Annotated in this window: 35 protein-coding genes and 1 riboswitch; of the genes, 14 read left to right on the top strand and 21 right to left on the bottom strand. The window is 64.2% G+C overall.

Features of this window, described 5'->3' with window-relative positions:
* Window positions 1–47 precede the first annotated feature (47 nt).
* Window positions 48–1,016: a LysR substrate-binding domain-containing protein gene (locus EN862_RS14395; RefSeq protein ID WP_127864988.1), complete on the top strand. Its 969-nt coding sequence runs from the start codon at window positions 48–50 to the stop codon at window positions 1,014–1,016.
* A gap of 212 nt (window positions 1,017–1,228) precedes the next feature.
* On the opposite strand, the gene EN862_RS14390 is transcribed toward EN862_RS14395, so the two are convergent.
* On the bottom strand, window positions 1,229–1,411 hold the full coding sequence (locus EN862_RS14390) for a hypothetical protein (RefSeq protein WP_095816012.1): 183 nt from the start codon (window positions 1,409–1,411) through the stop codon (window positions 1,229–1,231).
* 128 nt (window positions 1,412–1,539) lie between these two features.
* On the opposite strand from EN862_RS14390, the gene EN862_RS36125 reads away from it, so the two are divergent.
* The 5 genes from EN862_RS36125 to EN862_RS14370 all read left to right on the top strand — a co-directional run bounded on the left by EN862_RS36125 (window position 1,540) and on the right by EN862_RS14370 (window position 5,188).
* Window positions 1,540–1,707, top strand: coding sequence for a hypothetical protein (locus tag EN862_RS36125; RefSeq protein ID WP_189401128.1), 168 nt, complete (start codon window positions 1,540–1,542; stop codon window positions 1,705–1,707).
* Window positions 1,708–1,799: 92 nt separating this feature from the next.
* The gene (locus tag EN862_RS14385) at window positions 1,800–3,881 is read left to right on the top strand and encodes an ATP-dependent helicase (RefSeq protein WP_127864987.1); all 2,082 of its coding nucleotides are present in this window, start codon (window positions 1,800–1,802) and stop codon (window positions 3,879–3,881) included.
* Window positions 3,882–4,078: 197 nt separating this feature from the next.
* Window positions 4,079–4,390 carry a hypothetical protein gene (locus EN862_RS14380; protein ID WP_127864986.1) on the top strand — a complete coding sequence of 104 codons (312 nt, stop codon included), beginning with the start codon at window positions 4,079–4,081 and terminating at the stop codon, window positions 4,388–4,390.
* A 165-nt stretch (window positions 4,391–4,555) separates the two neighbouring features.
* The gene (locus tag EN862_RS14375; RefSeq protein ID WP_127864985.1) at window positions 4,556–4,741 is read left to right on the top strand and encodes a hypothetical protein; all 186 of its coding nucleotides are present in this window, start codon (window positions 4,556–4,558) and stop codon (window positions 4,739–4,741) included.
* Window positions 4,742–4,885: 144 nt separating this feature from the next.
* A complete protein-coding gene (locus EN862_RS14370) occupies window positions 4,886–5,188 on the top strand; it encodes a DUF982 domain-containing protein (protein ID WP_127864984.1) in 303 nt (100 codons plus the stop codon).
* An 81-nt stretch (window positions 5,189–5,269) separates the two neighbouring features.
* On the opposite strand, the gene EN862_RS14365 is transcribed toward EN862_RS14370, so the two are convergent.
* The 5 genes from EN862_RS14365 to EN862_RS14350 form a co-directional block, all read right to left on the bottom strand.
* Window positions 5,270–6,085 carry a sterol desaturase family protein gene (locus EN862_RS14365; protein WP_127864983.1) on the bottom strand — a complete coding sequence of 272 codons (816 nt, stop codon included), beginning with the start codon at window positions 6,083–6,085 and terminating at the stop codon, window positions 5,270–5,272.
* 90 nt (window positions 6,086–6,175) lie between these two features.
* On the bottom strand, window positions 6,176–6,961 hold the full coding sequence (locus tag EN862_RS14360; RefSeq protein WP_127864982.1) for a GGDEF domain-containing protein: 786 nt from the start codon (window positions 6,959–6,961) through the stop codon (window positions 6,176–6,178).
* Between the two features lie 269 nt (window positions 6,962–7,230).
* The gene (locus EN862_RS37390; protein WP_281035850.1) at window positions 7,231–7,353 is read right to left on the bottom strand and encodes a hypothetical protein; all 123 of its coding nucleotides are present in this window, start codon (window positions 7,351–7,353) and stop codon (window positions 7,231–7,233) included.
* 59 nt (window positions 7,354–7,412) lie between these two features.
* Complete coding sequence (locus EN862_RS14355) at window positions 7,413–7,844, bottom strand: hypothetical protein (protein WP_245519578.1); 432 nt, start codon at window positions 7,842–7,844, stop codon at window positions 7,413–7,415.
* A 283-nt stretch (window positions 7,845–8,127) separates the two neighbouring features.
* Window positions 8,128–8,637, bottom strand: coding sequence for a DinB family protein (locus tag EN862_RS14350; protein WP_127864981.1), 510 nt, complete (start codon window positions 8,635–8,637; stop codon window positions 8,128–8,130).
* Between the two features lie 61 nt (window positions 8,638–8,698).
* Here EN862_RS14350 and EN862_RS14345 point away from each other — a divergent pair, with 61 nt between their 5' ends.
* Complete coding sequence (locus EN862_RS14345; protein ID WP_127864980.1) at window positions 8,699–9,391, top strand: glutathione S-transferase family protein; 693 nt, start codon at window positions 8,699–8,701, stop codon at window positions 9,389–9,391.
* A 17-nt stretch (window positions 9,392–9,408) separates the two neighbouring features.
* Window positions 9,409–9,705: a DUF1905 domain-containing protein gene (locus EN862_RS14340; RefSeq protein ID WP_127864979.1), complete on the top strand. Its 297-nt coding sequence runs from the start codon at window positions 9,409–9,411 to the stop codon at window positions 9,703–9,705.
* Window positions 9,706–9,707: 2 nt separating this feature from the next.
* Here EN862_RS14340 and EN862_RS14335 read toward each other — a convergent pair whose 3' ends face one another.
* The gene (locus EN862_RS14335) at window positions 9,708–9,905 is read right to left on the bottom strand and encodes a hypothetical protein (RefSeq protein WP_127864978.1); all 198 of its coding nucleotides are present in this window, start codon (window positions 9,903–9,905) and stop codon (window positions 9,708–9,710) included.
* A gap of 178 nt (window positions 9,906–10,083) precedes the next feature.
* Between EN862_RS14335 and ndk the strand changes: the two genes are divergently transcribed.
* Both ndk and EN862_RS14325 read left to right on the top strand, forming a co-directional pair.
* The gene (gene ndk / locus EN862_RS14330; RefSeq protein ID WP_040984737.1) at window positions 10,084–10,506 is read left to right on the top strand and encodes a nucleoside-diphosphate kinase; all 423 of its coding nucleotides are present in this window, start codon (window positions 10,084–10,086) and stop codon (window positions 10,504–10,506) included.
* Window positions 10,507–10,708: 202 nt separating this feature from the next.
* Complete coding sequence (locus tag EN862_RS14325; protein ID WP_127864977.1) at window positions 10,709–10,915, top strand: hypothetical protein; 207 nt, start codon at window positions 10,709–10,711, stop codon at window positions 10,913–10,915.
* A 16-nt stretch (window positions 10,916–10,931) separates the two neighbouring features.
* Here the strand turns inward: EN862_RS14325 and EN862_RS14320 are convergent, their stop codons facing one another.
* From EN862_RS14320 to EN862_RS14275, 10 genes are all read right to left on the bottom strand, one after another.
* Complete coding sequence (locus EN862_RS14320; RefSeq protein WP_127864976.1) at window positions 10,932–11,276, bottom strand: DUF190 domain-containing protein; 345 nt, start codon at window positions 11,274–11,276, stop codon at window positions 10,932–10,934.
* Window positions 11,277–11,337: 61 nt separating this feature from the next.
* Window positions 11,338–11,760 (bottom strand): fluoride efflux transporter CrcB, encoded by a 423-nt coding sequence (gene crcB / locus EN862_RS14315; protein ID WP_127864975.1) that lies wholly within the window; start codon window positions 11,758–11,760, stop codon window positions 11,338–11,340.
* Window positions 11,761–11,763: 3 nt separating this feature from the next.
* On the bottom strand, window positions 11,764–12,198 hold the full coding sequence (gene crcB, locus EN862_RS14310; protein ID WP_127864974.1) for a fluoride efflux transporter CrcB: 435 nt from the start codon (window positions 12,196–12,198) through the stop codon (window positions 11,764–11,766).
* Between the two features lie 98 nt (window positions 12,199–12,296).
* A riboswitch (Fluoride riboswitch) is annotated at window positions 12,297–12,359 on the bottom strand.
* A 245-nt stretch (window positions 12,360–12,604) separates the two neighbouring features.
* Window positions 12,605–12,874, bottom strand: a complete 270-nt coding sequence (locus EN862_RS14305; RefSeq protein WP_127864973.1) for a hypothetical protein — start codon at window positions 12,872–12,874, stop codon at window positions 12,605–12,607.
* A gap of 181 nt (window positions 12,875–13,055) precedes the next feature.
* Window positions 13,056–13,469 (bottom strand): YbaY family lipoprotein, encoded by a 414-nt coding sequence (locus EN862_RS14300; RefSeq protein WP_127864972.1) that lies wholly within the window; start codon window positions 13,467–13,469, stop codon window positions 13,056–13,058.
* Between the two features lie 135 nt (window positions 13,470–13,604).
* The gene (locus EN862_RS14295) at window positions 13,605–14,084 is read right to left on the bottom strand and encodes a molybdenum cofactor biosynthesis protein MoaE (RefSeq protein ID WP_127864971.1); all 480 of its coding nucleotides are present in this window, start codon (window positions 14,082–14,084) and stop codon (window positions 13,605–13,607) included.
* A gap of 1 nt (window position 14,085) precedes the next feature.
* A complete protein-coding gene (gene moaD / locus EN862_RS14290; protein WP_127864970.1) occupies window positions 14,086–14,343 on the bottom strand; it encodes a molybdopterin converting factor subunit 1 in 258 nt (85 codons plus the stop codon).
* Between the two features lie 5 nt (window positions 14,344–14,348).
* Window positions 14,349–14,945, bottom strand: coding sequence for a CDP-diacylglycerol--glycerol-3-phosphate 3-phosphatidyltransferase (pgsA, locus tag EN862_RS14285; RefSeq protein ID WP_095816028.1), 597 nt, complete (start codon window positions 14,943–14,945; stop codon window positions 14,349–14,351).
* Window positions 14,946–15,090: 145 nt separating this feature from the next.
* Entirely contained in the window at window positions 15,091–17,172 is a 2,082-nt protein-coding gene (gene uvrC, locus EN862_RS14280; RefSeq protein ID WP_127864969.1) for an excinuclease ABC subunit UvrC, read from the bottom strand.
* Window positions 17,169–17,933, bottom strand: a complete 765-nt coding sequence (locus tag EN862_RS14275; protein ID WP_127864968.1) for an SDR family oxidoreductase — start codon at window positions 17,931–17,933, stop codon at window positions 17,169–17,171. The genes uvrC and EN862_RS14275 overlap by 4 nt, the downstream gene beginning before the upstream one ends.
* A 411-nt stretch (window positions 17,934–18,344) precedes the next feature.
* On the opposite strand from EN862_RS14275, the gene EN862_RS14270 reads away from it, so the two are divergent.
* On the top strand, window positions 18,345–18,992 hold the full coding sequence (locus EN862_RS14270) for an outer membrane protein (protein WP_127864967.1): 648 nt from the start codon (window positions 18,345–18,347) through the stop codon (window positions 18,990–18,992).
* A gap of 79 nt (window positions 18,993–19,071) precedes the next feature.
* On the opposite strand, the gene EN862_RS14265 is transcribed toward EN862_RS14270, so the two are convergent.
* From EN862_RS14265 to EN862_RS14250, 4 genes are all read right to left on the bottom strand, one after another.
* A complete protein-coding gene (locus EN862_RS14265; RefSeq protein ID WP_127864966.1) occupies window positions 19,072–19,440 on the bottom strand; it encodes a TfoX/Sxy family protein in 369 nt (122 codons plus the stop codon).
* Between the two features lie 116 nt (window positions 19,441–19,556).
* The gene (locus EN862_RS14260) at window positions 19,557–20,153 is read right to left on the bottom strand and encodes a glutathione S-transferase family protein (RefSeq protein WP_127864965.1); all 597 of its coding nucleotides are present in this window, start codon (window positions 20,151–20,153) and stop codon (window positions 19,557–19,559) included.
* A gap of 268 nt (window positions 20,154–20,421) precedes the next feature.
* The gene (locus EN862_RS14255) at window positions 20,422–20,796 is read right to left on the bottom strand and encodes a histone (RefSeq protein ID WP_127864964.1); all 375 of its coding nucleotides are present in this window, start codon (window positions 20,794–20,796) and stop codon (window positions 20,422–20,424) included.
* A gap of 383 nt (window positions 20,797–21,179) precedes the next feature.
* Window positions 21,180–21,728: a DinB family protein gene (locus EN862_RS14250; RefSeq protein WP_127864963.1), complete on the bottom strand. Its 549-nt coding sequence runs from the start codon at window positions 21,726–21,728 to the stop codon at window positions 21,180–21,182.
* Between the two features lie 103 nt (window positions 21,729–21,831).
* Here EN862_RS14250 and EN862_RS14245 point away from each other — a divergent pair, with 103 nt between their 5' ends.
* The 3 genes from EN862_RS14245 to EN862_RS14235 all read left to right on the top strand — a co-directional run bounded on the left by EN862_RS14245 (window position 21,832) and on the right by EN862_RS14235 (window position 24,262).
* Entirely contained in the window at window positions 21,832–22,422 is a 591-nt protein-coding gene (locus tag EN862_RS14245) for a TetR/AcrR family transcriptional regulator (RefSeq protein ID WP_127865465.1), read from the top strand.
* Between the two features lie 179 nt (window positions 22,423–22,601).
* On the top strand, window positions 22,602–23,006 hold the full coding sequence (locus EN862_RS14240) for a YciI family protein (protein ID WP_127864962.1): 405 nt from the start codon (window positions 22,602–22,604) through the stop codon (window positions 23,004–23,006).
* Window positions 23,003–24,262: an RNA polymerase sigma factor gene (locus EN862_RS14235; protein WP_127864961.1), complete on the top strand. Its 1,260-nt coding sequence runs from the start codon at window positions 23,003–23,005 to the stop codon at window positions 24,260–24,262. Before EN862_RS14240 ends, EN862_RS14235 begins: the two co-directional genes overlap by 4 nt.
* Window positions 24,263–24,264 lie beyond the last annotated feature (2 nt).

The following is a 24,264-nucleotide window of genomic DNA, read 5'->3' as shown; positions in this document are numbered from 1 at the left end:
TTAGGAAAGCTGGTGGTAGCGTAAGGCCAGCTTAAGGTCGAAACCCCGTGCGTCTGCTCAGTCAGGTCAACCTCAACTCGCTGAAAATCGTGGAGAGCGCCGCGCGGCACAGGAATTTCACGCGCGCCGGCGAAGAGCAGTTTATCACCGCTTCCGCCGTCAGCCAGCGCGTGAAGAGCCTGGAGGACCAGTTGCGCTTCAAGATCTTCGAGCGCGGCGGCAACGCGGTGTCGCTGACGCCGGAGGGCGAGACCTATGTGGCGCGCGTGCGCGAGGCGCTGGAACGGATCGTGGCGGCCAGCATGGAGGCCACCGGCCAGTCGCAGGCGCATGTGTTGCGGATCTGCGTCTTGCCGACCTTCGCTGCGCGCTGGCTGTTTCCCAGGCTGATGACCTTCCAGCGGCAATATCCCGATATCGAGATGCGGGTGTCGACATCCTACGCCACGCATGAATTCTCGACATCGGAATATGATCTCGAGATCCGTTACGGCGACGGCAATTTCCCCGGCCTCACCTCGGAACTGCTGTTCAAGGAAGACCTGACGCCGGTATGCAGCCGCAAGCTGTTTCACGACGTGCTGGGCGACAGGCCGCTGTCCAAGGTAACGCCCGAAGACCTGCGCTTCTTCACGCTGCTGCACTCCGACACCTGCACCCAGAACTGGCAGTCGTGGCTGGGCTTTGCCGGGGCAAGCTTCGTGCTGGGCGAGACCAGGAGCGTCTATTTCGATAGCTGCATGATGTCCTACGAAGCCGCCAATGCCGGCATGGGCTTTGCCGTCGCCAACCGCGCCTATATGGCAAGCGATATCCGCGCCGAACGGCTGGTGGCTCCCTTCGCGGTCCACCATCCCAACACTGCGGGCTGGTACTTCGTCAGCCCCATCAAGGCGCTCGGCGCCCGCAAGGTGGAGCTGTTCAAGCAGTGGATCCTGGCCGAGGCGGCGCTGACGCAGCGCCAGCTCGACGTCGAGATCGCCGGCGGACAGCCGGGACGCGCGGCGGTGGCGTGAGGTGCGCCGCTCGCGCGGCTTCAGAACCTTCCGGATGCTTTGGCTGACTATAGCCGGCTAGCGCGATCGCACCATGACGCAAGGCCGAGACTCAGCTATGTTGGATTGCGCGGCGGGCCTGATTTTCCCGCTTGGCCGGCGCTATTCAGCTTCCTCCCAAGCAGCGCCGGCCTTCTTCGTTCCAGACCGATGACAAATCAACCCGTCCTGCCCTATTGCTTCGGAGGCGTGCCCGGCTGGTCGCCGCCGGTGGTCGATTTCGGCACCGGGTTCTTGTCGACCTGAGGGTTCTGGTTGACTTCATCGCCCGGCGCCTTGGTGGGTTGCACGCTGTTGTCGCAGGCGGCGAGCACGAGCCCTGCCGCAAGCGCCAGCAGCACAGGAAGCTTCATCATGACGACCTCCTCTCGTTCGCCCCTTTCACAAGGGCAAACGACGCGGTGGCGGTTTGGTTGCGCGTGAGGGCGGAACCAACCGGCCCGCGCCCGGTTGAAAGCCAATCGAACCGCACGAGGAGACGATGATGATCCGCCTGCTGCTTACCGGCCTTTTCGCCTACACGGCCTATCGCGTCGCCGTGAGGATCATCGACGAGGTACCCGGCGATGTGTCGCCGCTGGATATGCCGGGCGATGAGAGGCGCGCGCTGCGGCGCCAGTCGGCGGCGATGGGAGTGGAGCCGAAGCGGTAACTCCCTCTCTGGCCGCTTCGCGGTCACCTCTCCCCACTCGCGCGGGGCGAGGAAATTATTGCGAACAAAGCGGAAACGATGCTTGATGGGCGATGAACATCGCCGCTCGTGATTCGTCCTTCGAGACGCCCGCTTATCTTGCCCGGCTGAATGACGAGCAGCGGCTGGCGGTGGTGCATGGCGACGGCAAGGTGGCGGCGCCGCTGCTGGTGATCGCCGGCGCCGGCTCCGGCAAGACCAACACGCTGGCGCATCGCGTCGCCCATCTCATCGTCAAGGGCGCCGATCCGCGCCGCATCCTGCTGATGACCTTCTCGCGCCGCGCGGCCGCCGAAATGGCCAAGCGCGTCGAACGCATCGCCGGCGAAGTGCTGGGACGCGACGCGGCAATCATCGCCGACGCGCTCGCCTGGGCCGGCACGTTTCACGGCATCGGCGCCAGGCTGTTGCGCGACTATGCCGAGCAAATCGGACTCGATCCGGCCTTCACCATCCACGACCGCGAGGATTCGGCAGACCTGATGAACCTTGCCCGGCACGAGCTGGGGTTCTCGAAGACCGAAAGCCGTTTTCCGACCAAAGGCACCTGCCTGCAGATCTATTCGCGGGCGGTGAACGCGCAGGCGCCGCTGGGCGAAGTGCTGGGCGCGGCCTTTCCATGGTGCGCGGCATGGGCAGACCAGCTGAAGGAGCTTTTCGCGGCCTATGTCGAGGCCAAGCAGGCGCAGAACGTGCTCGATTACGACGATCTTCTGCTCTACTGGGCACAGATGGCGGCCGAGCCGGAAATCGCCGCTCACCTCGGTTCCCGCTTCGACCATGTGCTGGTCGACGAGTACCAGGACACCAACCGCCTGCAGGCCTCGATCCTTCTGGCGCTGAAGCCGGACGGCGCCGGCCTGACGGTGGTGGGCGACGACGCGCAGTCGATCTATTCGTTCCGCGCGGCCGAAGTGCGCAACATCCTCGACTTCCCAAGACAGTTCGCGCAAGCTGCGGCGGTCGTCATGCTGGAGCGCAACTACCGCTCGACCGAGACGATCCTTGCCGCAGCCAACAGGGTGATCGGCGAGGCCAGCGAGCGCTTCACCAAGAATCTGTGGACCGAGCGCCGATCCTCGCACAAGCCGCAACTGGTCAGCGTGCGCGACGAGGCCGAGCAGGCGAATTATGTCTGCCAGGCGATCCTGGCCGAGCGCGAGGCCGGCACGGCGCTGAAGGCGCAGGCGGTGCTGTTTCGCACCTCGAGCCATAGCGGACCGCTGGAGGTGGAGCTGACGCGCCGCAACATCCCGTTCGTCAAGTTCGGGGGCTTGAAATTCCTCGACGCCGCGCATGTCAAGGACATGCTGGCGATGCTGCGCTTCGCCGAGAACCCGCGTGACCGCGTCGCCGGTTTCCGCGTGCTGCAGCTGATGCCGGGGATCGGCCCATCCGCCGCCTCTCAGATCGTCGAGGCGATGGCGACATCGCTGGACGAGACGCTCGGCCTTGCCCGCTTCCGCCCGCCGCAGCGCGCCGCGCAGGATTGGCCGGTGTTCCTCGACATCTATAGCGGCTTACGCGCCGGCGCCAAATGGCCGGCCGACCTCGAACGGATCAGGCTCTGGTACGAGCCGCATCTGGAGCGCATCCATGAGGACGCGATCACGCGCCGGGCCGATCTGATCCAGCTCGAGCAGATCGCTTCGACCTATCCGTCGCGCGAACGCTTCCTGACCGAGCTGACGCTCGACCCGCCCGACGCCACCAGCGACCAGGCCGGGCCGCCGCATCGCGACGAGGATTACCTCATCCTGTCGACCATCCACTCCGCCAAGGGCCAGGAGTGGAAGAACGTCTTCGTGCTGAACACGGTCGACGGCTGCATCCCGGCCGATCTCGGCGTCGGCACCAAGGAGGACATCGAGGAGGAACGCCGGCTGCTCTATGTGGCGATGACCAGGGCCAAGGACAGCCTGCATCTCGTCGTGCCGCAGCGCTTTTATCCGCACAACCAGCCGGCGCGTGGCGATCGCCACGTCTATGCCTCGCGCACCCGCTTCATTCCGGCCTCGATGCTTTCGGCCTTCGAGCAATCGTCCTGGGCGAGCGCGGCGCTCAAGGACGACCCGCGCCAGCGACCGGGAGTCAAGGTCGATCTTGGCGCCCGCATGCGCGGCATGTGGAAATAGGACGCCCGCCTAATGCATGTCGCCCAGAAGTGTGCAGCGGTTCTGGGACAACGACATGCATCAAAACAAAGACTTAAAGCGTCGCCTGAAGTCACGGCGCGGAGCGTCGACGCGCGACCGGCTTGCAGGCGTTCGTCGCGGAACTTTTTATCCGGCAAAGGGTTTCCGTTAGGAAAATCTAATGCAAGGAGGCAGCAATGAAGAACCTCATTCTAGCCGCTATGCTTGGCGTGGCCGCCATGGCGCCGGCAACGGTTCCGACCCAGGCGGCAAGCCTGACCATCACTACCGATGACGGCATGGGCAGATACAATGACGACTATTACTGGCGCCGCCATCATATGCGCAACGACGACTGGCGCTACAGCGGCCGGTACGAGATGCGCGACGGATACCGCTACGGTCATCATCGCAACTGCATGGTCAGGGTGCTCAAGCGCTGGCACCACGGCTATTGGACTATGAAAAGAGTCTCGAGCTGCGACCGCCACGGAGGCTGGCGATACTAGAGCAATTTCAGGAAAAGTGTGTGCGGTTTTCCGTCAAGAAATTGCGACAAAACAAAGAGATAGAGCGGTTCACCATTTCCATGAAACGGTGAACGCTTTAGCGAGCCGTTCCTCACCAAAGCCGACGCGGCCTTGAAGCGGCGCCCATAGGAATGGGTGGAAAAAATGCGTTTGATTCCATCGACGATGAGTTGGCGGCAACGGCTCGCCGAACGGGCCGGCCAGCTCTTCCTCAACATCGTCGCGACGCTGTTCGCCGGGGTCGCGATCTTTCTCCTGGTGCTATCGGCGTATTACCACGTGCCGCAACCTCCGGCAGAAGTGGCAATCATAGCCGGCTCCGGGCCATGATCGCCCGCAACAGGCGTTGGCAAGGCGGGCGCGAAAAGATCGCCGGCCGTGGAGCCTCGCGCCGCAACATGCGTTGTCCCGCGTCCCATGCAAGACCGAGGCTGGCAGCCCTGCCGTTCTCCGCCCCATTTCCGAGAGGTCTAAATGCACGACAGGATGTTCTTCGCGCCGGTCGCGGTCAGTGTCGGCGCTGGCCACAAGCGCATGATCGCCTCGCTGTCCGCCATGCGTGAATTCCTGACCGAGTTTCCGCCGTCGCGGCGGCGGCTGAGCTACGGCGCCGCGGTAAAAGCGTGCGAGGCGGCGCGGGCCGGAGAAATCTCTGTCGAGTCGGCCCGCGATGCGCTGGTCACCTTCGCGGTGACCGCCGGTATCCTGTGGCCGTCGGACCAGCCAATCGTCTCGGTGAAGCCGGTCGCGCGCGGCTATGGCGGTTTTGCCGCCTGAACTTACGGCAAAAGACCATCTTCCCGGTCCCGCCGCCCATGAACCGCCCCGGGTCAGTTCACGACGGGCCTTTCCACACCGTTATTCCGGCTTGCCGGCGGCGGCCGAGGCCTTGGCGATCGGCGCGGCCGGTTCAGCCGCTGCAACGAGGGGATAGACGAGCTGCTGGTGGTAGAGCTGCGGCACAGGCTCGTCGACACCGTATTTTTCCGGCATCCGCGGCGGCATGAACAAAGTGCCGCCGATCAGGTCGAGAAAGGGCAATTGGCCGGCGAAGTTTTTGTCATAGGCCTCGCGATCGTTGGCATGGTGCCAGTGATGGAACTGCGGCGAGGCAATCAGCCATTTCAGCGGCCCGAACCCGATGCGCGTGTTGGAGTGGATGAACACCGACTGCCATTGGTAGATCAGCACGTAGATGAGAACCGCCTCGGCGGAAAAACCCAGCGCGAACAGCGGCAGGAACGAGGCCGACTTGGTCAGGATCTGGTCCACCGGGTGCACGCGGTGCGCGGCCAGCCAGTCCATCTCCTCGATCGAGTGATGGATGGCGTGGAAGCGCCACAGGAACGGCACCGCGTGGAAGGCGCGATGGGCAAGGTAGAAGCCGATGTCGGCGATGAGCAGAGCCTCGATCGCCTGCAGCCACACAGGCTGCGACTGGACGGCGGCGGTGAGCGCCTCGGGAACGAAACGCTGCGCCAGCAGCATCGCCGCGCCAACCACCAATACTATGCCCGCCTTGATGACGATGCCGTTGAAGAGCAGGTAGAAAACGTCGTTCAGCCAATGCCGGCGCGTCGCCGGCTGCTCGCCATGCAGCGGCAGGAGCTGCTCCAGCGGGATGAAGATGAGGGCGATGATCAGCACCGCCTTGAAGTCGATAAGATCGAACACGGTCGCTCGCGGATCGGCTGAAGTCAGCCGCCGACACTAGCCGCCAAAGGATGAACGGACCGTTGATGGCGCCTGAGCGGCGAGGGATGCCTAGTGCATGGTACCGCCGGCATCGCCGGCAAGCGCGCTACGCTGGCTCTCGAAGCTCACCTGATCGCGGCCATTGGACTTGGCCTTGTAAAGATGGCGGTCGGCGACCTGGAACATGTCGTGATAGGTGGTCGGGCCGCTGAAGGCGATGCCGCCGATGCTCACGGAAAGCGGCCAGGGCCGCCCGTCGGGGGCAAACTCGACCTCGCGGATGTGCCGCCTGATCGATTCGGCGACCAGGAAGGAGCGCGTGGCGTCGGCGCCGGGCAGAAAGACCCCGAATTCCTCGCCGCCGATGCGTCCGACGATGTCGGCGCCATGCAGTTGCCCCTTGATCGTCGCGGCGATCAACCTCAGCGCCTGGTCGCCGCAGTCGTGGCCCAGGCGGTCATTGATGGACTTGAAATGGTCGGCATCGACGATCAGCAGCGCGCCGGCTTCAGCGACCGTTTGGTCGCGTGCCTGGTCGAGATAGGCCTCGACAAGCATCGAGAAGGCGCCGCGGTTGAAGACCGCGGTCAGGCTGTCGGTCGCGGCGATGACGCTGAGCTCCTTTTGCGTGATCGCCAGCTGGCGCATCTTCCACATCAGGAAGAACAGAAAGGAGCCGCCGAGCACGAGCGGCAGGAAAAGATCCGTGAGTTGCGCCCAGAGCAGCGCCTGCGGCGACAGCGAGGGAAAATTGAAGGAATCGACGAAGAAGGCGACGGCAATGAAAAAGGCTGTGCCGGCGGCGGTTACCACCACAACCCTGCCCCAGCTTGTCGGGGACAAATCGATGCGCATGCCCTTGCTCCCACGGCTACCGGCTTATTGTGGGGCGCGAGCGCAAAGGAAGTCCTAACATATTAGCTTCAATGCAAGTGTGGTTAACAGGCCGTCGGAACCGCCGTGGTGGCAGGCAAGCAGAAACCCCGCCGCCAAAGGCGGCAGGCTTCCCGACTGGCCGGAGGTTCTCGTCAACGCACCGCCAGCCATGGCGGCGATGCGGTAGGAGATGCCGCAGAGCCTCACGGCCGGTGCGGCACTCCCGACCAGGCTGCCTTGAGCATATGTCAGCGACGCGAAATCATCAGGCAGAGCGCCCTGAGATCCTTGTCGTAGGTTTCTTCGCTGGAGAGCACGTCGGCGCAACGCTTCTTCATGCGCATCAATTTTGCGCCGGACATCTGAGCCACGGCGTTCTTCATAGCGGGCGCTTCAGGGGCTCCTACTGTGCTAGGCGTGCTCAGCGTGCTCAGTGTAGAGAACCTTCCCACGCCGACGCCCGCGTCGTCACCACTCCCGAGGCTAAGGCTCGCGTTGGCGCCATTGCCGACATTTGCACCCGCACTGGCGTGATGTCGTCGCCGACGTTAGCGTCGAGACCCGCATTGATGCCGGTTGAGCCACCGATCGACGCCGTGGCGTTTGCGTCGGCGCCATTCGAGCCGCCTATCGATGCGGCCGCGTCGGCGTTCACGCCGTTCGACCCGCCAACCGAGGCGCCAAGACCGGCATTGACGCCGCTGCCACCACCGACAGAGGCGCCGGCGCCAGCGTTGACGCCGCCGGACCCGCCGACCGATGCTCCAACGCCAAGGCTTGCAGCATTTGCAGGCATGGCCAAAATAGCGATAATCGCGCCGCAAGTAAGGGCTTTATGGAATTCCCGAATGATACTTGGCATGACACTCTCCTCCTAGACGGATATGCTGCACTGCACCACACAGGCACCGCGTTCTGTGATTAACGCCGTGCGCATACATATCTACGCCGACATCCATACCTCAGTTTCATGCCCGATTTTTGATGATATTTTTTAGTTTCTTGTTGTTATATCGAATTGTTAAATCAATCTTCGACTTTTATTCGATATTTAAACATATATAGCAAGCAGCAGACACTTCCCGCACCGAGCGCCATTTGCAACGAAGCCGCGGCAGAAATGCGCGGGTTCCCGGAGCTATGCATCAGGCGTAGGCGCGACCTTCCTCGGAGCGCTGGAACAGCATCAGGTCGAGCGGCACCGAAGGCCGGCCGAGCACCGTCAGCACCATATGCGCCTGACCGCGATGATGGGTCTGGTGGTTGAAGAAATGGCTGAGCGCGGGCGAAAGCCGCTGCGAGACGGTGCGCATGTCGACGGTCATGTAGGAGAAGCGGCCGGCAATCGCCTTGTCGCCCATGCCGCTCACCCAGGCGACGATCCTCCTGTCCTCGGCCTCGCGCGCCAGCTTCAGGGCCGGCAAGGCCCGGTACAGGATGGCGGCGGTGTTGGACGGCGCATCGCCCTCGCCGGTGAAGCGCTTCATCCAGACACGGTCGACGGCAAGCAGATGGTTGAGCGTGCCAAGCATCGAGCCGAAAAAGGCCCCGACGTCACGGCCGAGTTCCTCCTCGTCAAGATCGGCAGCGGCATCGTAGAGGCGGCCGTTGGCCCATTGATTATAGGCCGCAAACATCATGAAATGCTGCTTCATTCTTCCCACCCGGCTCAACCCGAATCCGGACCCTTCGTAACCCGCAGCAACGGACCCGCCAATGACCATTCTGCTCTACGACCTCGTCGGCCATGACGCCGCCCGCCCGTTCAGCCCGCATTGCTGGAAGACCAAGATGGCGCTGGCGCATAAGGGGCTCGCCGCCACCAAGGTGCCGACGCGCTTCCTGGAGGTGCCTGGCGTCGAGGGCGGAGTGTCGAAGACGGTGCCGGTGATCCGCGACGGCGAGCGCGTGGTGGCCGATTCCTTCGCCATCGCGCTCTATCTCGACGAAGCCTATCCGGATCGGCCGACGCTGTTCGGCGGCGAAGGCGGTAAGGCGATGGCGCGGTTTATTGAGCGCTGGTCGCAGTTCACCATCCACCCTTATGTCGCGACGGTGGCGCTGACCGGTCTGCATGCCATGCAAGACGAGGCGAACGCCGCCTATTTCCGCGAAAGCCGCGAGCAGCGCTACGGCAAGCGGCTGGAAGAGGTCGTGGCCAACCGCGACGCCGGACTCTCGGCCTTCCGCGCCGCGCTGGAGCCGCTTCGCTCGACGCTTGCCTACCAGCCCTTCATCGGCGGAGCCTCGCCGCTGTTTGCCGACTACATCGTGTTCGGGGCGCTGCAATGGGGGCGCATCGCCTCGCCTTTCCAATTGCTCGACGACGGCGACAGCATCGTCAGCTGGTTCGAGCGGTGCCTCGATCTGCATGGCGGTATCGGGCGGCAGGTCGCGGCAGCGGCGTGACAGCCGTCGGAATTGCGATGTTGCGTTACGAGATGCAGGCTGGGATCTGGGTCTACCCCGGCAAGGGCGGCTGGCATTTCGTGACGCTGCCGACGGAGGTCGCGGCGCGGATCAAGGCGGCGATGGCGGGGCTTGCCCGCCCCTGGGGTTCGCTCGGCGTGACGGCGAGCATCGGCAAGACCAGGTGGCAGACATCGCTCTTTCCCGACAGGGCGTCTGGCAGCCTGCTGTTGCCCGTCAAAGCCTCGGTGCGCCAGCGCGAGGGCCTAAAGGCCGGCGATGCGCCAAGGCTGACCATTGAGATCGAGCTCTAGGGTCAATCCCGGTCCTGGTCGACCAGCCTGACGCAGATCGGATCGCCTTCGCCCATGCGCGCGCACTGCCATTCCGGACCGAAGCCGAAATTGTGATCCCGCGGCGGCAGGACCAGCAGGAAGACGGCGATCACGGCGCACATCAGCGCCATGAACACGATACCCACAATGTCGCCGCGTCTGAGATAAGGCCAGTTCATCGACTCCGGCTCCGCCGCCGCGAGCGTTCGGGAGCAAGCGCCCGAAGCGCGTGCAGCTGTCTAATTATCCCGCAAAGCGCCCGCCTTGACCAGAAGCCGCCTCCCCTTGGCAAGCCGCCGGGTGGCTTGTATAGAGCCCGCCACTCCAATTTCCATTCCCAAGAACAAGGACGACCCTATGGCGATCGAACGCACCTTCTCCATGATCAAGCCGGACGCGACCAGGCGCAACCTGACAGGCGCCATCACCAAGATGCTGGAGGACGCCGGGCTGCGCGTCGTCGCATCGCGCCGCGTGTGGATGAGCCGCCGCGAGGCCGAGGGTTTCTACGCCGTCCACAAGGACCGCCCGTTCTTCGGCGAGCTGGTGGAATTCATGTCGTCGGCTCCGACCATCGTGCAGGTCCTGGAAGGCGAGAATGCCATCGCCCGGAATCGCGAAGTGATGGGTGCAACCAACCCGGCCAATGCCGCCGAGGGCACCATCCGCAAGGTACATGCGCTGTCGATCGGCGAGAATTCGGTGCATGGCTCGGACGCGCCGGAGACCGCCGCGCAGGAGATCAAGTACTGGTTCTCGGACACCGAGATCGTCGGCTGATCTATCTGACGCAATCCCGAACGGAAAACCGCTTCGTGGAATCGCTCTGAAATCTGCCGAAAAGGCGGCCCTTTAGGCCGCCTTTTTAACATGGGTAAATGCGCCGTGGGCGGATCAACCTATGGTAGCCAGCTCTAGCGATAGAGGGTTCACCCGCCCCCGCGAACCTCTGTCGCGCTTCCGTACCACAACGGAGGACGCGATGATTGGTCCCCATATTTCCAAGAGCGGCGTTGCCTATCCGGACGATCTTGTCCTGCTGAAGCGCATTTACGATCAGGTCTGCGAGGAGCGCGGTATTGCCCGCGGCAGTTCCGAGGCATCGGACCTGGCGATCGAGGCCATGAAACTCTTTTCCGCCGGTATCTTCGACGAAGGAACGATCGGAAGACGTCTGCGCGGCGGCTGATGCGAGGATCGGTGGTTCAGTCCCCGTCACCGTAGCGGATGACCTCGACCTTCTCCCTCGTGATCAGGCAGCTTTTCGCCTTCGTCAGCGCCTTGATCGCAGGGATCAGCGCATCGATCTTCTCCGGCGCATCGACGATCTCGACAACGATGGGCAGATCCTGCGACAGGCGCAGGATCTTGGCCGTGTGGAGCACGCTGGAGCGACCGAAGCCCAGCGGCCCGCGCAGCACCGTGGCGCCGGCCATACCGGTTTCGCGGGCCTTGATGACGATCGCCTCGTGCAGCGGCTTGCCGTCGGCCGCCCTGTCGTCCTCGCCGAAGAAGATCCTGAGCAGCGCGCATTGCGCGGGAAGTTCCATGTTCTCCTCCCTGATCACCTCTTGGCCTGATCACCTATTGGCCTGATCACCAGTTGGCCTGTTACCTGTCGACCGGCAAGCGGTTGAGCCTGGATGCCATCAGATAGCCCAGCCACGCGGCGGCGAGCGACAGCCCGACCACACTGATGAGATAGGTCGCGGCCAGCGGCAAGTCGCCCTCGAACAGCAGGATGAAGGTGTCGAGGCTCATCGCCGAAAACGTGGTGAGGCCGCCGCAGAAGCCGGCCATGACAAAATTGCGGCTGGCGGCGCCGACCATCATGCGCCCATCCGGTCCGGTCAGCGTGGCAAAGGCCATGATGATCCAGGAGCCGGCGACGTTGACGAAAGCGGTCGACCATAGAGCGTCGAGGCCGAGCAGCGAGACGATGACATAGCCCGACAGGAAGCGGGTCAGGGAGCCGATCGCCGCGCCGCAGCCGACCGCCAGATAAAGCCGCGTTGCCGCCTGTCTGTCCGTCATCGTTCAGCCCGATGCCCCAGCGGCTGAACCAGCTACCCAGGTGGCTGACTCAGCCACCCAGATGATCGCCCAGAAGCCGAGGGCGACGAACAGCACGCACAGAACCGACGAGGCGACAACGTTGAAGGCCGCGAGCCGCCCCTCGCCGTCGAGCGCGAGGTTGAGCGTCTGCAGGCAGAAGGACGACACCGTGGTATAGCCGCCGAACAGGCCGACGACGATCAGGTCGCGCACGAGATCGCTGGCGAAGACGCCGCCCACCGACCGCGCAGCACCGGCGAAGGCGCCAATGGCAAGAGCGCCGGAGACATTGACCGCCAGCGTGCCCCAGGGAAAGGTCTCGCCGACGCCGCGACCAACCACGCCGGACAGGAAGAAGCGGGAAACGCCGCCGAGGAAACCGCCGATCAGGACCAGGGCGCAGGCCGCAAGGGTCATCGCTTCAATGCCTTTCCAAACGCGATTCCACACCGGAATCACTTCACGAAATCAGGCATGATGCGAGCGGGAAAAACAAATCCTGCCGCGCAAGAGCACGCCTGGCAGGAGTCATCAGCCCATATGGGCGGTTTCGGGGGAACCCCATCCCCATTTTCGGGCGAGCCTAGGCGGTTGTGGCGGTGGGGTCAATTGTGACGGGCATTTATGCGCCGGAAGAATATCGGGGCAAGGACGGATTCGCATCGAATGTCGCCAGGGTCGGTGGCAGTTCGATCCAGCAGCCGGGCCCCATCCGTCCTGCCTCTGCTTCAGGATCCGCTCGCCGACGATGCGGCCTTGGTCAGCCGGCGGCGCTGCATGTCGGACAGGAAAACCCGCCGCCCCTCCCCGGCGGGCAAAGGAATCATTTGGCTTGACGGTCTTTCACATTCGCGTGGGCGTTCGCCGCTTCGGTATCGGTGGCCGGCGTCTTCGTCTCCTCGCCGGTGAACGGGCTGCCCTGCCCAGGCGCAAGGTCGCCGCTATGGCCAGCCTTGTTGGTCTGGAAGGGCTGGCTGTCGGGGCTGAGGCCATGCTGCGTGGCGTTGAACAGATGGTCGTCCGCACGGGCAAAACCGGCGAAGGCGATCAGCGATACGCTTGTGATTGCGAGAATGAGCGTGTGCTTCTTCATATCTGGTCTCCATTGAGTGCCAGATCGATCCCGCGCATTCGGTCTGGCGGTTTGAGTGAAGGGACATATGTCCCCTTGCTTGCCCGCCATCTGCATAAGTCAACGCTTGGCGCTGCCGGTTTATTCCGGTGAACACGGTTTCCAGAGTGAAAAGTCGCGGCCGTCCAGCCGGCGCGCGACGTCAGCGCGGCATCTTCACCAACACCGCCTGGGGCGTGCCGGCCAGCGGATCGACCTGGTGGTTTGTGTCGGCGATGAACATCAGCCGCTCGCCGACGGTGATGCGCGCCTGCAGCGCATAGGTCCGGCCCTTGTGGATCGCCTTGGGGTCGAAGCCGATCTCGAACTTGATCGGCACCTGGCCGGTGGGCGCTATCCTGCTTTTTGCGATGACGATTGCCGGCGCATCGGCCAACGAGACGTCGGCGAGTTCGACCACCAGCACGGCATCCGGCGGCAGGGCGATGCGCTCGCGGTAGGTCACTTCGCCGGCAATCGTCTTTTCCCCGGCCTTGGTCACTTGCGGCACGGCAAGCACGCCGACAACCAGCGGCACCAGCCCGAAGATGAAGAACTCCGCGACGCGGTCCAGCATGAGATTGCTCCGCCAAGCAAATCAAACCCGATTGGCAGAGTCGGGAAGGATTGCGGTCAATCAATGGCTGAACGGGAGTTTTCTCTGATGCATGTCGTTGCCCCCGAACCGCTGCACACTTCGGGGCGACATGCATTATCCGCTCGGTTTCTTCCAGCGGTCCGCCGCTTGGTCGTCGGCTTCCTTGGCCTCGACCCAGCCACCCTCGGAGCCGTCGGCAAGATGCTCCTTCTTCCAGAAGGGCGCGCGCGACTTCAGATAATCCATCAGGAAATTCGCCGCCTCGAAGGCCGCCTGCCGGTGCGACGAGGCCGCGACCACCAGCACGATGTTCTCGCCCGGCATTATCTTGCCGTGGCGATGGATGACGGTGAGTCCCTGCAGCGGCCAGCGCTCGACGGCCTCTGCGGCGATGCGGCCGATCTCGGCCTCGGCCATGCCGGGATAGTGCTCGAGCTCGAGCGCCGACAGCGCGCCCTGCTCGTCGCGGCAAAGGCCGGAGAAAGTGACCACGGCGCCGATATCGGTCCGACCCCCGGTCAGGCCGGCGATCTCGGCGGCGACGTCGAAATCCTCGCGCTGGATGCGGATGGCGGGCACGACGGCGCCGGCCATGTCAGCCTCCGGTCATCGGCGGAAACAGCGCGATCTCGCGCGCACCGGCGATCTTCTCGCGGTGGCCGACATGTTCCTGGTTGATGGCGACGCGGATGACATCGGGGTGTTGCAGCGCGTTCTCATATTCCTCGCCGCGCGACTTCAGCCAGCGCAGCAGGTCGGCGACGGTCTCGATGCCGGAAGGCAAGTCGACGTCCTCTTCCGGCTTGCCGATCCGCTCGCGTACCCAGGCGAAATAGATGAGTTTCGTCGACATTGTCTTCACTCGTCCATGATGTGCTTGAGGCCGGCGCGGAAGTAATCATAGCCGGTGTAGAGCGTGACGAGCGCCGCGATCCACAGCAGCACCAGGCCGATCTGTGTGGTCAGCGGAAAGATCTTGTCGCCGGCCGGACCAACCAAAAGGAAGGCGATGGCGACCATCTGGATGGTCGTCTTCCACTTGGCGAGCTGGGTCACCGGCACCGACACTTTCAGGGCGGCCAGATACTCGCGCAGGCCGGAAACCAGGATCTCGCGGCACAGGATGATGATCGCCGCCCAGAGCGACCAGCCGGCGATGCCGCCATGGCGGTCGGTGTCGGCGGCAAGCAGGAGCAGGCAGGTTGCGACCAGCAATTTGTCGGCGATCGGATCAAGCATCTTGCCGATGTTCGAAGTCTGCTGCCAGGCGCGGGCGAAATAGCCGTCAAAGTAATCGGTGATCGAGGCGAGCAGGAAAATGACCAGCGCCGACCAGCGGGCGAAGTCGGACGACTTCAGATGGCCTTCGAGAAAAAAGCACAGCACGACCAGCGGCACCGCGACGATGCGGGCGTAGGTGAGGATGTTCGGCAGGTTGAACGCGCGCTGTGCCATATCGTCTCGGGAAATCTCCGCCGCCAGAGGTACTCAAATCAGAAGCCAATGTAGGGGGTCAACAGCCGAGATTCGATTGGACAGGGAAAAATGGCGTGAAGCGCGTCGTGAGGCACCCCGTCGGGACGTCCCTGCCGCGACCGCCTCAGCTCTCATGAAAATGATTGTAGACCAGCCTGGCCACATGCTCGGAAATGCCGTCGACCTTGACCAAATCCTCGACCGCGGCGCGGCTGACCGCCTTGGCGGTGCCGAAGGCGAGCAGCAGGGCGCGCTTGCGGCCGGGGCCGATGCCGGCGATCTCGTCCAGCGGGCTTTTCACCATCTCCTTCTTGCGGCGGGCCCGGTGCGAGCCGATGGCGAAGCGGTGCACCTCGTCGCGCAGGCGCTGGACGAAATAGAGCACCGGATCGCGCACCGGCAGCATGAAGCTTTCCCTGCCCTCGACGAAGAAGCGCTCGCGCCCGGCATCGCGGTCGGGACCCTTGGCGATGCCTATCGCGGTGACGCGGCCCTCGACGCCGAGATCGGCAAGGATCTGCCGCACCGCCGTCATCTGACCCTGGCCGCCGTCGATCAGGATGACGTCGGGCCAGGCCGGGAAGCCGCCATTGCCGGCGACCAGATCCTCGTCTCCGGCGTCGTCCGTGGTTGCGCCGGGCTGCTCGCCGACATGCTCCTTGAGCAGCCGCGAGAAACGGCGCTGCATCACCTCGCGCATCATGCCGAAATCGTCGCCCGGCGTGATCTCGGTCGAGCGGATGTTGAATTTCCGGTACTGGTTCTTCACGAAACCTTCCGGCCCGGCGACGACCATGGCGCCGACCGCATTGGTGCCCATGATGTGCGAGTTGTCATAGACCTCGATGCGCACCGGAGGTTTTGCCAGGCCGAAGGTCTCGGCAAAGCCGGTCAGCAGCCGCGCCTGCGTCGAGGTCTCGGCCAGCCTGCGGCCGAGCGCCTCGCGCGCGTTCTGCAGCGCGTGGTCGGTCAGATCCTTCTTCTCGCCGCGCTGCGGCACCGAGATCGTAATCTTGCGGCCGGCATGGGTGGACAGCGCCTCGGCGAGCAGTTCCTGTTCCTGCGCGGTCTGGGACAGCAGCAGCGTGCGCGCCGGCAATTTGTCGTCATAGAACTGCGCCAGGAACGAGCCCAGCACCTCGGCCGGCTCCAGCGCCGGATCGGCCTTTGGGAAATAGGCGCGGTTGCCCCAGTTCTGCCCGGTGCGGAAAAAGAACACCTGGATGCAGGTCTGGCCGCCTTCCTGGTGGATGGCGAAGACGTCGGCCTCCTCCACCGTCTGCGGATTGATGCCCTGATGCGCCTGCACATGCGACAGCGCGGCAAGGCGATCGCGGTAGATCGCGGCGCGCTCGAAATCGAGCTCCGCGGAGGCCTGCTGCATGGCGGCCGAAATCTCGGTCTTCACCTTCTGGCTGCGGCCGGAGAGGAAATCCTTGGCTTCCTCGACCAGCTCGGCATAGCCCTCATGCGAGATCTCGCCGGTGCAGGGACCGGCGCAGCGCTTGATCTGGTAGAGCAGACAGGGCCGCGTGCGGTTCTCGTAGAAGGAGTTGGTGCAGCTTCGAAGCAGGAAGGCGCGCTGGAGCGAATTGATGGTGCGGCCGACCGCGCCGGCCGAGGCGAAGGGCCCGAAATAGTCCCCTTTTCGCGATCGCGCGCCGCGATGCTTGTAGATGCCGGGCGAGACATGGTCGCCGGTCAAGAGGATGTAGGGGAAGGACTTGTCGTCCCGCATCAGCACGTTGAAGCGGGGCCTGAGCCGCTTGATGAGGTTGGCCTCGAGCAGCAGCGCCTCGATCTCGGTGCGGGTGACGACGAATTCCATCGTCGCCGTCTCGCGCACCATGCGGCCGATACGGGCGGTGTGGAACCGCCCTTGCGCATAGTTGGTGACGCGCTTCTTCAGGCTGCGCGCCTTGCCGACATAGAGCACGTCGCCGGCGGCATTCATCATGCGGTAGACGCCGGGCTGGTTGGGCAGCCGCTTGACCAAGGTCTGGATCACCTCGGCGCCCACCATGCCGTCGGCATCGCCGGCATGCGGCGTCCAGTCGATGGCCGTGAAGGCGACATCGGGGCCGGTCGGGATCGACTCCGGTTCGACGATCTCCTCCGCCGCCTCGTCCTCGACGTCGAGATCGACTTCGGGCGGCAGGTCGTCGGCGGCGCCGTTGCGTCTATGTTTTTGGGCTGCGGGACTCATTCCACCATGCCTGTCACATCGGGCGTCTGCCAGGCAAGATGCTGGCCGCCGTCGAGCGCGATCATCTGGCCAGTCACCGAGCGCGCCTGCCAGAGATAGCGGATCGTGGCGCCGAATTCGGGCAATTGCGGGCCGCGCTTCAGGATCAGGCCCTCGACCTGTTTGCCGAAATCGTCGTCGTCCTGGCGCTTGTTCTTCAGTGTCGGGCCGGGACCGATGGCGTTGACGCGGATGCGCGGCCCGAGCGCCTGCGCCAGCATCTCAGTTTGCGTCCACAGCGCCGATTTCGACAGCGCGTAGGAGAAATAGCGCGGCGTCGGCCGCCAGACGCGCTGGTCGATCATGTTGACGATCAGCCCCTCCTCGCCTTGCGGCAGTGCGCGGGCGAAATTCTGCGCCAAAAGCGCGGGCGCCTTCACGTGGATGGCGAAATGACGGTCCCAGGCCTGCCAGTCGAAATCCTCGACCCGGTCGTCGACGAACAGGGACGCATTGTTGACCAGCAGCGTGACAGGGCCGAGCGCCGCCTCGGATCTGCCGACGAGATCGCCGACGGCATCCATGTCGGTGAGGTCGGCTGCGACGACGGCGGCGCGGCCGCCGTCGCCCGTAATCTTCCCGGCCAGCGCATCGGCCTCGGCGCTCGACCGGTTGGCATGGATGGCGACGGCGAAGCCATTGGCGGCGAGATCCTCGACGATCGCCTTGCCGATCCGTCTTGCTCCACCCGTCACCAGCGCGACGGCCGTGGCTTGTTTCATGGTGTCAATCCTCAATCGGCTTCACGATTCCGGGAAGCCGGCACAATATGACGGGCCAAGCGTTAAATGCCATTTCCACCTGGGGCAGGAATGTGGCGAAGCGGCCCGGATGCGCTTCCGCCCCGCCAGATTCGGGGCGCCATTCCCGGCAATATATGTCGCTGCACCTCTTGAACCAAGCGATGTGCAGCGCAACATGATTAGCCTGCTGACATTCGCTGTTGCGAAGATGCAACGTCAAGGTTCGGCCTCATTCGCGCCCGGGAATGACCCAAGTTCAGGTTCGCTTCAGCCGCATTTCAGCACGACATTCGGAACCGTTAAACGCCAGGCTCGTTTATCCCCCCGGACGGGCCGGGGCGTTTCATGAACAACCAAGCCTAAGTGTCTTGTGGCTTAAGGAGTATAACAATGAAGACCAATCTTAAATTCGCGCCGCTTGCCGCCGCGCTCGGGCTGTTCGCCTTTGCCGGTACCGCTTTTGCGGCCGACGTCGTTTCCGAGGAGCCGCCGGCTCCCGCTCCGGTTGCCGAGCTTCCGGTTGCTTCCTGGGCCGGCCCCTATGTCGGTCTGAGCGCCGGCTATGGTTTCGGCGGCCATGCCAAACTGAAGGACCAGGGTACCAATATCGGCACCAAGGGCTTCGTCGGCGGCGTCTTCGGCGGCTATCAGTGGCAGCAGGAGAACTTCGTGTACGGTGCTGAAGCCGACCTCGGCTACAATGGCACCAAGGGCGATTCCAACGGCTTCAGCGCCAAGTCGGGCCTCGAAGGTTCGCTGCGCGCCCGCCTCGGCTATGCCGTGACCCCGGAAATCCTGCTCTACGGCACGGGCGGTCTCGCCGCCAAGAACCAGAAGATCGATGACGGCATCTCCAGTGAGAGCAAGGGTATGTGGGGCTGGACGGCCGGCGCCGGCACCGACATCAAGATCACGGACAACGTGTTCGGTCGCGTCGAGTATCGCTACACCGATTACGGCAGCAAGACCTTCGACAATGTCGGCAAGGTCAAGTCTTCGGACAACCGCGTCACCTTCGGCGTCGGTATGAAGTTCTAAGTCGTTAGAAGCCACGACACAGAAAAGCCGGGCCTTGCGCCCGGCTTTTTTTGTGCCCGGGTTTGCTGTCCTTGCTGCCTCAGGCGCGCTTTTTCGCGGGCTTGACCTTCGACGGCAGCGTCTCGACGAAAGCCAGCGCGCGATCGACCCAGAAGGCGAGATCGGCCTCGCTCGCCGTGCCTTCCGGCGCGACGCGGATATAGCCTTCCATCGAGCGCCCGCCCATTTCCATCGTGCTCGCATGGGGACGTGCCGCGGCAGCCGCATGCGCGTCCTTGCCGACACGCACGAGGAGTCCGCGCTTCGAAGTACCGATCAGCATGTTGCCGTTGATCATGAAGCAGGTGCCGCCGAACATCTTCTGCTCGGTGAAGACGCACTTGCCGAGGGCGGCGCGCAAGCGCGCGACCATCGGGTCGGGCGCGACGCTGCTTGCGGGCTTTGCCATGCTCACCACCTCCGCGTTCTGGGGGACATCAGGCAAGCATGGAAGGGGGTGGGGTTCAAGGTGGGCGCGAGGCCGAAGCTGCCAATCTCCCCCACAAGGGGGGAGATTGGCTGTATCTACCCGGGCACGCTGCTCTTCAGTTCCGGAAACTTCTCATCAAACCTTGCGGCCCAGCGGACCAGGCGGCTGCGGCCCTTCTCCCATTGGCCCGAAAAGCGCAGCGACAGATAGCCAAGTGTGGCGCGCAGCGCCATGTGGCCGGCGGTGATCTTCTTCGGCAGCTTGGGCGGGTTGGCGTTGATGAGGTCGAGCGCTGCGGTGATCTTGCCCCACTGGCGGTCGAGCCAGGGCTGATAGACCATCGCCTCGGGCCGCGTGCGCCGCTCATAGACCATCGACAGCGCGCAGTCGCAAATGCCGTCGGCCAGCGCCTCGAGAACTTCCGTCTCGAGCCGCTTGTCGGGATTGCGCGGGAACAGCGCGTTCTTCGACAGCCGGTTGAGATGCTGGGTAATAGCGCGGCTGTCATGGACCGAGCGGCCATCCTCAAGCACCAGCACCGGGATCTTGCCGAGCGGATTGGCCGAGATCAGTTCGGCGGGCTTGTCCTCCGTCTTGACCGGCACGAGATCGATGGCGATGCCGGCGTAGACGGCCGCCATGCGGACCTTCGAACTGTAGGGGGACGTGGAAGCATAGAGCAGTTTCGGCATGATCGATTTCCCAGTTGTCTGCCCCACTGTTGACCGAATGGAACCTCCTGGGCAACGGCCCAGCAAAGCTGATCCGGATTGGCCACGTCCTGCCGGCGCGGACGCGGCAACAAAAAAGCTCCCGGAAGGTTTGCCTGCTGGCAAATTTCCGAGAGCTTTAGGAGGAGCGTCCGCTCCGACTCCGCTCGCTGTCACACCGAATTGGCGAGAGGGGTGCCCGGTGGCACCCGCCCTCACCCGTTGCGGTTCGCCAAGCGAAGCTACGCGATTACTTCTTGGCGGCCGGCTTCTTCGCCGGAGCTGCCTTCTTCACGGCTGCCGGAGCCTTGGCGGCGGCGGCCTTCATCGGAGCCTTGGCCGCGGCCTTCGCTGCCGGCTTCTTGGCGGCAGGCTTTGCTGCTGCCTTCACGGCGGGCTTTGCCGCTGCCTTCGCGGCCGGCTTCGCCGCCGGCTTTGCCGCTGCCTTGGCGGCGGGCTTTGCCGCTGCCTTCGCGGCCGGCTTCGCTGCTGCCTTGGCCGGAGCCTTGGCGGCTGCCTTCGGTGCCGCTGCCTTCTTCACTGCTGCAGGTTTCGCGGCAGCCTTAGCTGCCGGCTTCTTTGCCGGCGCTTTCGCCGCCGGCGCCTTGGTTGTGGTCTTTGCCATGCGATGCCCCTTGCGTTTTGCCTAAGGTCGTGAGTGACCCGGCATGCTCATGCATATCTGACTCGCGACTGTCTAGCCAGCGAAGCAACACAATGATTTTCAGTTATTGAATTTTGGTTACACGAAGATGCATCTCATGGAAAAATTGTGAGCGAATCTGTCACTTTCGAAGTGACGGCCCGGCGCACAGATTTTAGCCCGACTTCTATCGCCCGATGATCCATCCATCCGCGGCACAATCTTATACCGTAATGTGAGCGGAGTGCTCACAATAGAGAACACGCTGCCGAACACCGGCTTCATCTTGTCCAGCGAAAACATCTACAGATGAACCGGCCATGCGGGACGGTCAAAGCTTACGAGTTTGAAAGTGAGCTTCAAGCTCATATTCTGGACCCACCGCCGATCTCGATCGACTTGCGTTCGCCCCGCAGGCGGCGCGCCGGCTCGGCCCGGTGCAGGTGCACGGCGTAGGTATCCCAGGGCGGCGAGACCGCGATCCCGGCCAGCATGCGGCCGACCTCGCCGCGATGGTAGCCGCCGTGCAGGACGACATGGGTCAGCATCTCCTGCCGCGTCATGCAGCCCTTGTCGCCGTCGGTGAAGGTGAAGGCGATCGGCTCGGCAAGTGCCAGCTTCGAAATGGTTTCGAGATAGTCGAGATACCAGCGATCGATCTCGGCAAGGGCGGCGCGCAGCGCGCGCGGCTCGGGTGTGTCCGGCGTATTGTCGCTCGCATAGCCGTGGGCCACGCCTTTCAGATGCGCGGCAAAGATCCGCGACACGACATGGATGTGGTTCATCAGGCGGATCGCGGCGTGTCGCTCTCCGGCGCCGTGAGACGGATCCAATCCGGCAAGCGTCTCCACGAGCTCATCGTTCGCCCAGGCCTGGTAGGCAAGCAGGCTCTTCAGCAAGGTCTTGGCACTCATCTTTGCGGCCCATTTGCGTTGGTGAAATGAATGTGAGTATCCTCTTCATATTCTCGGGAGACGGGCCAGCATGTCTACTCGCATTGCCAAGCCGGCCGCGCGCATGCGCAAGCAACCGCGCCAGGCACGTTCGATCGCCACCGTCGAGGCGATCATCGAGGCTGGTGCTCAGGTTCTGAGCGAGCTCGGCTGGGCCGGCTTTTCCACCAACAAGGTGGCCGAGGCGGCGGGAGTCAGCATCGGCTCGCTCTATCAATATTTCCCCGACAAGCTCGCTTTGGTCGAAGCGATCCGGCGCCGTCACTTCGATCATGTGCTGTCGGTGATCAGCCAAGCGTCGGCGGAGGAGAAGCCGCTCAGGCAATTCGCGCGCGAGCTGGTGCGCGGCATGATCGGCGCGCACTCGATCCATCCGACGCTGCACCAGGTGCTGCTCGACGAGGCTCCCGGCGACCGCGGCTCGCGCGCCGCGCATGCCTCGTTCCAGGCGCGCTATCTCGAACATTACGCCACGGCCGTCGCGCAGTACCGCAGACGCCGCAAGGATATCGAGACGATGGCGCGCGTGCTCTCCTCGGCGGTCGAGGGCGTGATCCACAACGCGGCGCGGCGCAACATGCTCGACGCGCCGGAATTGCAGAAGCAGCTCGTCGAGCTGATCGCTGCTTATCTGTCAGGTAGCCGGGCTACCTGACCTGTCAGGCGGCAAGGCCGCGTGAGACAGCGCCAGCGAACGAGGCTGGCTCCGGCTCGCGTACCGCCGCGCCACTTCGCCCGGTCGCCGGCATCGCGAAATAATTCGCATCGCCTGTCGATTCCGCCGATCCCCGTTCGTCGTATCATCGCAACCAAGCAACGAAGGACAACACACCGATGCGTTTCATGATGCTGATGATCCCCGGCGGCTACGCGACCGCGGCTCCCGACGTCAGGCCCGAAGCGGAAGCCGTGGCGACGATGATGAAATACAATGAAGAGTTGAAGCGGGCCGGCGTGCTGCTCGCGCTCGACGGGCTGCATCCACCGTCCTCGGGCGCGCGGGTCTCCTTCAAGGGCGGCAAGCCGACGGTCACCGACGGCCCGTTCGCGGAGGTCAAGGAAGTGCTTGGCGGCTACTGGGTGATCGATGTGCGCTCGCCCGAGGAAGCCGTGGAATGGGCGCGCCGCTGCCCCGCCGGCGAGGACGACGTCATCGAGGTCCGGCGCGTTTTCGAGATGAACGATTTTCCCGAGGACGTCCAGAAAGCCGCCGAAGGGTTCGGCGAGCTGAAGGGTTGACCGCCACAGCGGCGATCGAAGCGGTCTGGCGGATCGAGCAACCAAAGCTCGCCGCCAGGCTCACCCGCTATTTGCGCGATGTCGGGCTGGCCGAAGAGGTGGTGCAGGATGCTTTCGTGCTAGCGCTGGAACGCTGGCCCGGGGAAGGCATTCCACACAATCCGGCCGCCTGGCTGACCCGGGTCGCCACCAACCGGGCGCTCGACCGGCTGCGCCGCACAGTGCTGATCGACGGCAAGCATCGCCAGCTGGCCGTCGACCTCGCCGAGCTGGAGCGCGAGATGCCCGACATCGAGGCGGCGCTGGACGAGGACATCGACGACGATCTGTTGCGGCTGATCTTCACCGCCTGCCATCCGGTGCTGCCGCCCGAACAGCGCGCGGCGCTTGCGCTCAGGATGCTGGGCGGGCTGTCTACGCCTCAGATCGCGCGCGCCTTCCTGGTGCCCGAGGCAACCGTCGCCCAGCGCATCGTGCGCGCCAAAAGGACGCTGCGCGATGCGGGCATCGCCTTCGAAACGCCGCGCGGGCAGGAGCGGGGCGAGCGCCTCGGCGCCGTGCTGGAGGTGATCTACCTGATCTTCAACGAAGGCTATGTCGCTTCCTCCGGACCGGACTGGCTGCGCGCCGATCTCAGCAACGAGGCGATGCGCCTCGGCCGCCTGCTCGCGACGCTGATGCCTGAGCAGCCCGAGGCGATTGCACTGCTATCCCTAATGGAACTCAGCGCGTCGCGCTTTGGCGCCCGCATCGACGCGACGGGCAACCCGGTCCTTCTGCTCGACCAGGACCGCAGCCGCTGGGACTGGTCGCTGATCCGGCGCGGCCTCGACGGGCTGAACCGCGCGATGGCGCTGACGCCGACACCTGGCCCCTATCAGCTGCAGGCGATGATCGCCGCCTGCCATGCGCGCGCCGTAAGCGCGGCCGACACCGACTGGATTGCCATCGCCGCATACTACCAGGCGCTTGCGCTTGCAGCGCCCTCGCCCATCGTCGAGGTCAACCGGGCGGTCGCTGCCGGCATGGCGTTCGGGCCGGCGCAAGGGTTGGCGATCGCCGACGCGCTGCGGGACGAACCTCGGCTCAAGGATACGCATTTGTTGCCCACGGTGCGCGGCGACCTTCTGGCGAAGCTCGGACGGATAGACGAAGCCCGCGCCGAATTCCGCCGCGCCGCCGGGCTGACGGGCAATGAGCGGGAACGCGCACTGCTGCTCGCGCGGGCTGATGGCGGTGAAACCAACTCAGGATAGGC

The sequence above is a fragment of the Mesorhizobium sp. M2E.F.Ca.ET.219.01.1.1 genome (assembly GCF_004016445.2).
Taxonomy (GTDB): Bacteria; Pseudomonadota; Alphaproteobacteria; order Rhizobiales; family Rhizobiaceae; genus Mesorhizobium.
This window is presented reverse-complemented; position numbering and strand designations above follow the sequence as displayed.

Excerpts from the sequence above, each read along its gene's own strand:
- EN862_RS14390 (WP_095816012.1), bottom strand. The coding sequence starts at position 1,411 with ATGATGAAGCTTCCTGTGCTGCTGGCGCTTGCGGCAGGGCTCGTGCTC.
- EN862_RS36125 (WP_189401128.1), top strand. The coding sequence starts at position 1,540 with ATGATCCGCCTGCTGCTTACCGGCCTTTTCGCCTACACGGCCTATCGC.
- EN862_RS14385 (WP_127864987.1), top strand. The coding sequence starts at position 1,800 with ATGAACATCGCCGCTCGTGATTCGTCCTTCGAGACGCCCGCTTATCTT.
- EN862_RS14380 (WP_127864986.1), top strand. The coding sequence starts at position 4,079 with ATGAAGAACCTCATTCTAGCCGCTATGCTTGGCGTGGCCGCCATGGCG.
- EN862_RS14375 (WP_127864985.1), top strand. The coding sequence starts at position 4,556 with ATGCGTTTGATTCCATCGACGATGAGTTGGCGGCAACGGCTCGCCGAA.
- EN862_RS14370 (WP_127864984.1), top strand. The coding sequence starts at position 4,886 with ATGCACGACAGGATGTTCTTCGCGCCGGTCGCGGTCAGTGTCGGCGCT.
- EN862_RS14360 (WP_127864982.1), bottom strand. The coding sequence starts at position 6,961 with ATGCGCATCGATTTGTCCCCGACAAGCTGGGGCAGGGTTGTGGTGGTA.
- EN862_RS14355 (WP_245519578.1), bottom strand. The coding sequence starts at position 7,844 with ATGCCAAGTATCATTCGGGAATTCCATAAAGCCCTTACTTGCGGCGCG.
- EN862_RS14350 (WP_127864981.1), bottom strand. The coding sequence starts at position 8,637 with ATGAAGCAGCATTTCATGATGTTTGCGGCCTATAATCAATGGGCCAAC.
- EN862_RS14345 (WP_127864980.1), top strand. The coding sequence starts at position 8,699 with ATGACCATTCTGCTCTACGACCTCGTCGGCCATGACGCCGCCCGCCCG.
- EN862_RS14340 (WP_127864979.1), top strand. The coding sequence starts at position 9,409 with ATGTTGCGTTACGAGATGCAGGCTGGGATCTGGGTCTACCCCGGCAAG.
- EN862_RS14335 (WP_127864978.1), bottom strand. The coding sequence starts at position 9,905 with ATGAACTGGCCTTATCTCAGACGCGGCGACATTGTGGGTATCGTGTTC.
- ndk (WP_040984737.1), top strand. The coding sequence starts at position 10,084 with ATGGCGATCGAACGCACCTTCTCCATGATCAAGCCGGACGCGACCAGG.
- EN862_RS14325 (WP_127864977.1), top strand. The coding sequence starts at position 10,709 with ATGATTGGTCCCCATATTTCCAAGAGCGGCGTTGCCTATCCGGACGAT.
- EN862_RS14320 (WP_127864976.1), bottom strand. The coding sequence starts at position 11,276 with ATGGAACTTCCCGCGCAATGCGCGCTGCTCAGGATCTTCTTCGGCGAG.
- crcB (WP_127864975.1), bottom strand. The coding sequence starts at position 11,760 with ATGACGGACAGACAGGCGGCAACGCGGCTTTATCTGGCGGTCGGCTGC.
- crcB (WP_127864974.1), bottom strand. The coding sequence starts at position 12,198 with ATGACCCTTGCGGCCTGCGCCCTGGTCCTGATCGGCGGTTTCCTCGGC.
- EN862_RS14305 (WP_127864973.1), bottom strand. The coding sequence starts at position 12,874 with ATGAAGAAGCACACGCTCATTCTCGCAATCACAAGCGTATCGCTGATC.
- EN862_RS14300 (WP_127864972.1), bottom strand. The coding sequence starts at position 13,469 with ATGCTGGACCGCGTCGCGGAGTTCTTCATCTTCGGGCTGGTGCCGCTG.
- EN862_RS14295 (WP_127864971.1), bottom strand. The coding sequence starts at position 14,084 with ATGGCCGGCGCCGTCGTGCCCGCCATCCGCATCCAGCGCGAGGATTTC.
- moaD (WP_127864970.1), bottom strand. The coding sequence starts at position 14,343 with ATGTCGACGAAACTCATCTATTTCGCCTGGGTACGCGAGCGGATCGGC.
- pgsA (WP_095816028.1), bottom strand. The coding sequence starts at position 14,945 with ATGGCACAGCGCGCGTTCAACCTGCCGAACATCCTCACCTACGCCCGC.
- uvrC (WP_127864969.1), bottom strand. The coding sequence starts at position 17,172 with ATGAGTCCCGCAGCCCAAAAACATAGACGCAACGGCGCCGCCGACGAC.
- EN862_RS14275 (WP_127864968.1), bottom strand. The coding sequence starts at position 17,933 with ATGAAACAAGCCACGGCCGTCGCGCTGGTGACGGGTGGAGCAAGACGG.
- EN862_RS14270 (WP_127864967.1), top strand. The coding sequence starts at position 18,345 with ATGAAGACCAATCTTAAATTCGCGCCGCTTGCCGCCGCGCTCGGGCTG.
- EN862_RS14265 (WP_127864966.1), bottom strand. The coding sequence starts at position 19,440 with ATGGCAAAGCCCGCAAGCAGCGTCGCGCCCGACCCGATGGTCGCGCGC.
- EN862_RS14260 (WP_127864965.1), bottom strand. The coding sequence starts at position 20,153 with ATGCCGAAACTGCTCTATGCTTCCACGTCCCCCTACAGTTCGAAGGTC.
- EN862_RS14255 (WP_127864964.1), bottom strand. The coding sequence starts at position 20,796 with ATGGCAAAGACCACAACCAAGGCGCCGGCGGCGAAAGCGCCGGCAAAG.
- EN862_RS14250 (WP_127864963.1), bottom strand. The coding sequence starts at position 21,728 with ATGAGTGCCAAGACCTTGCTGAAGAGCCTGCTTGCCTACCAGGCCTGG.
- EN862_RS14245 (WP_127865465.1), top strand. The coding sequence starts at position 21,832 with ATGCGCAAGCAACCGCGCCAGGCACGTTCGATCGCCACCGTCGAGGCG.
- EN862_RS14240 (WP_127864962.1), top strand. The coding sequence starts at position 22,602 with ATGCGTTTCATGATGCTGATGATCCCCGGCGGCTACGCGACCGCGGCT.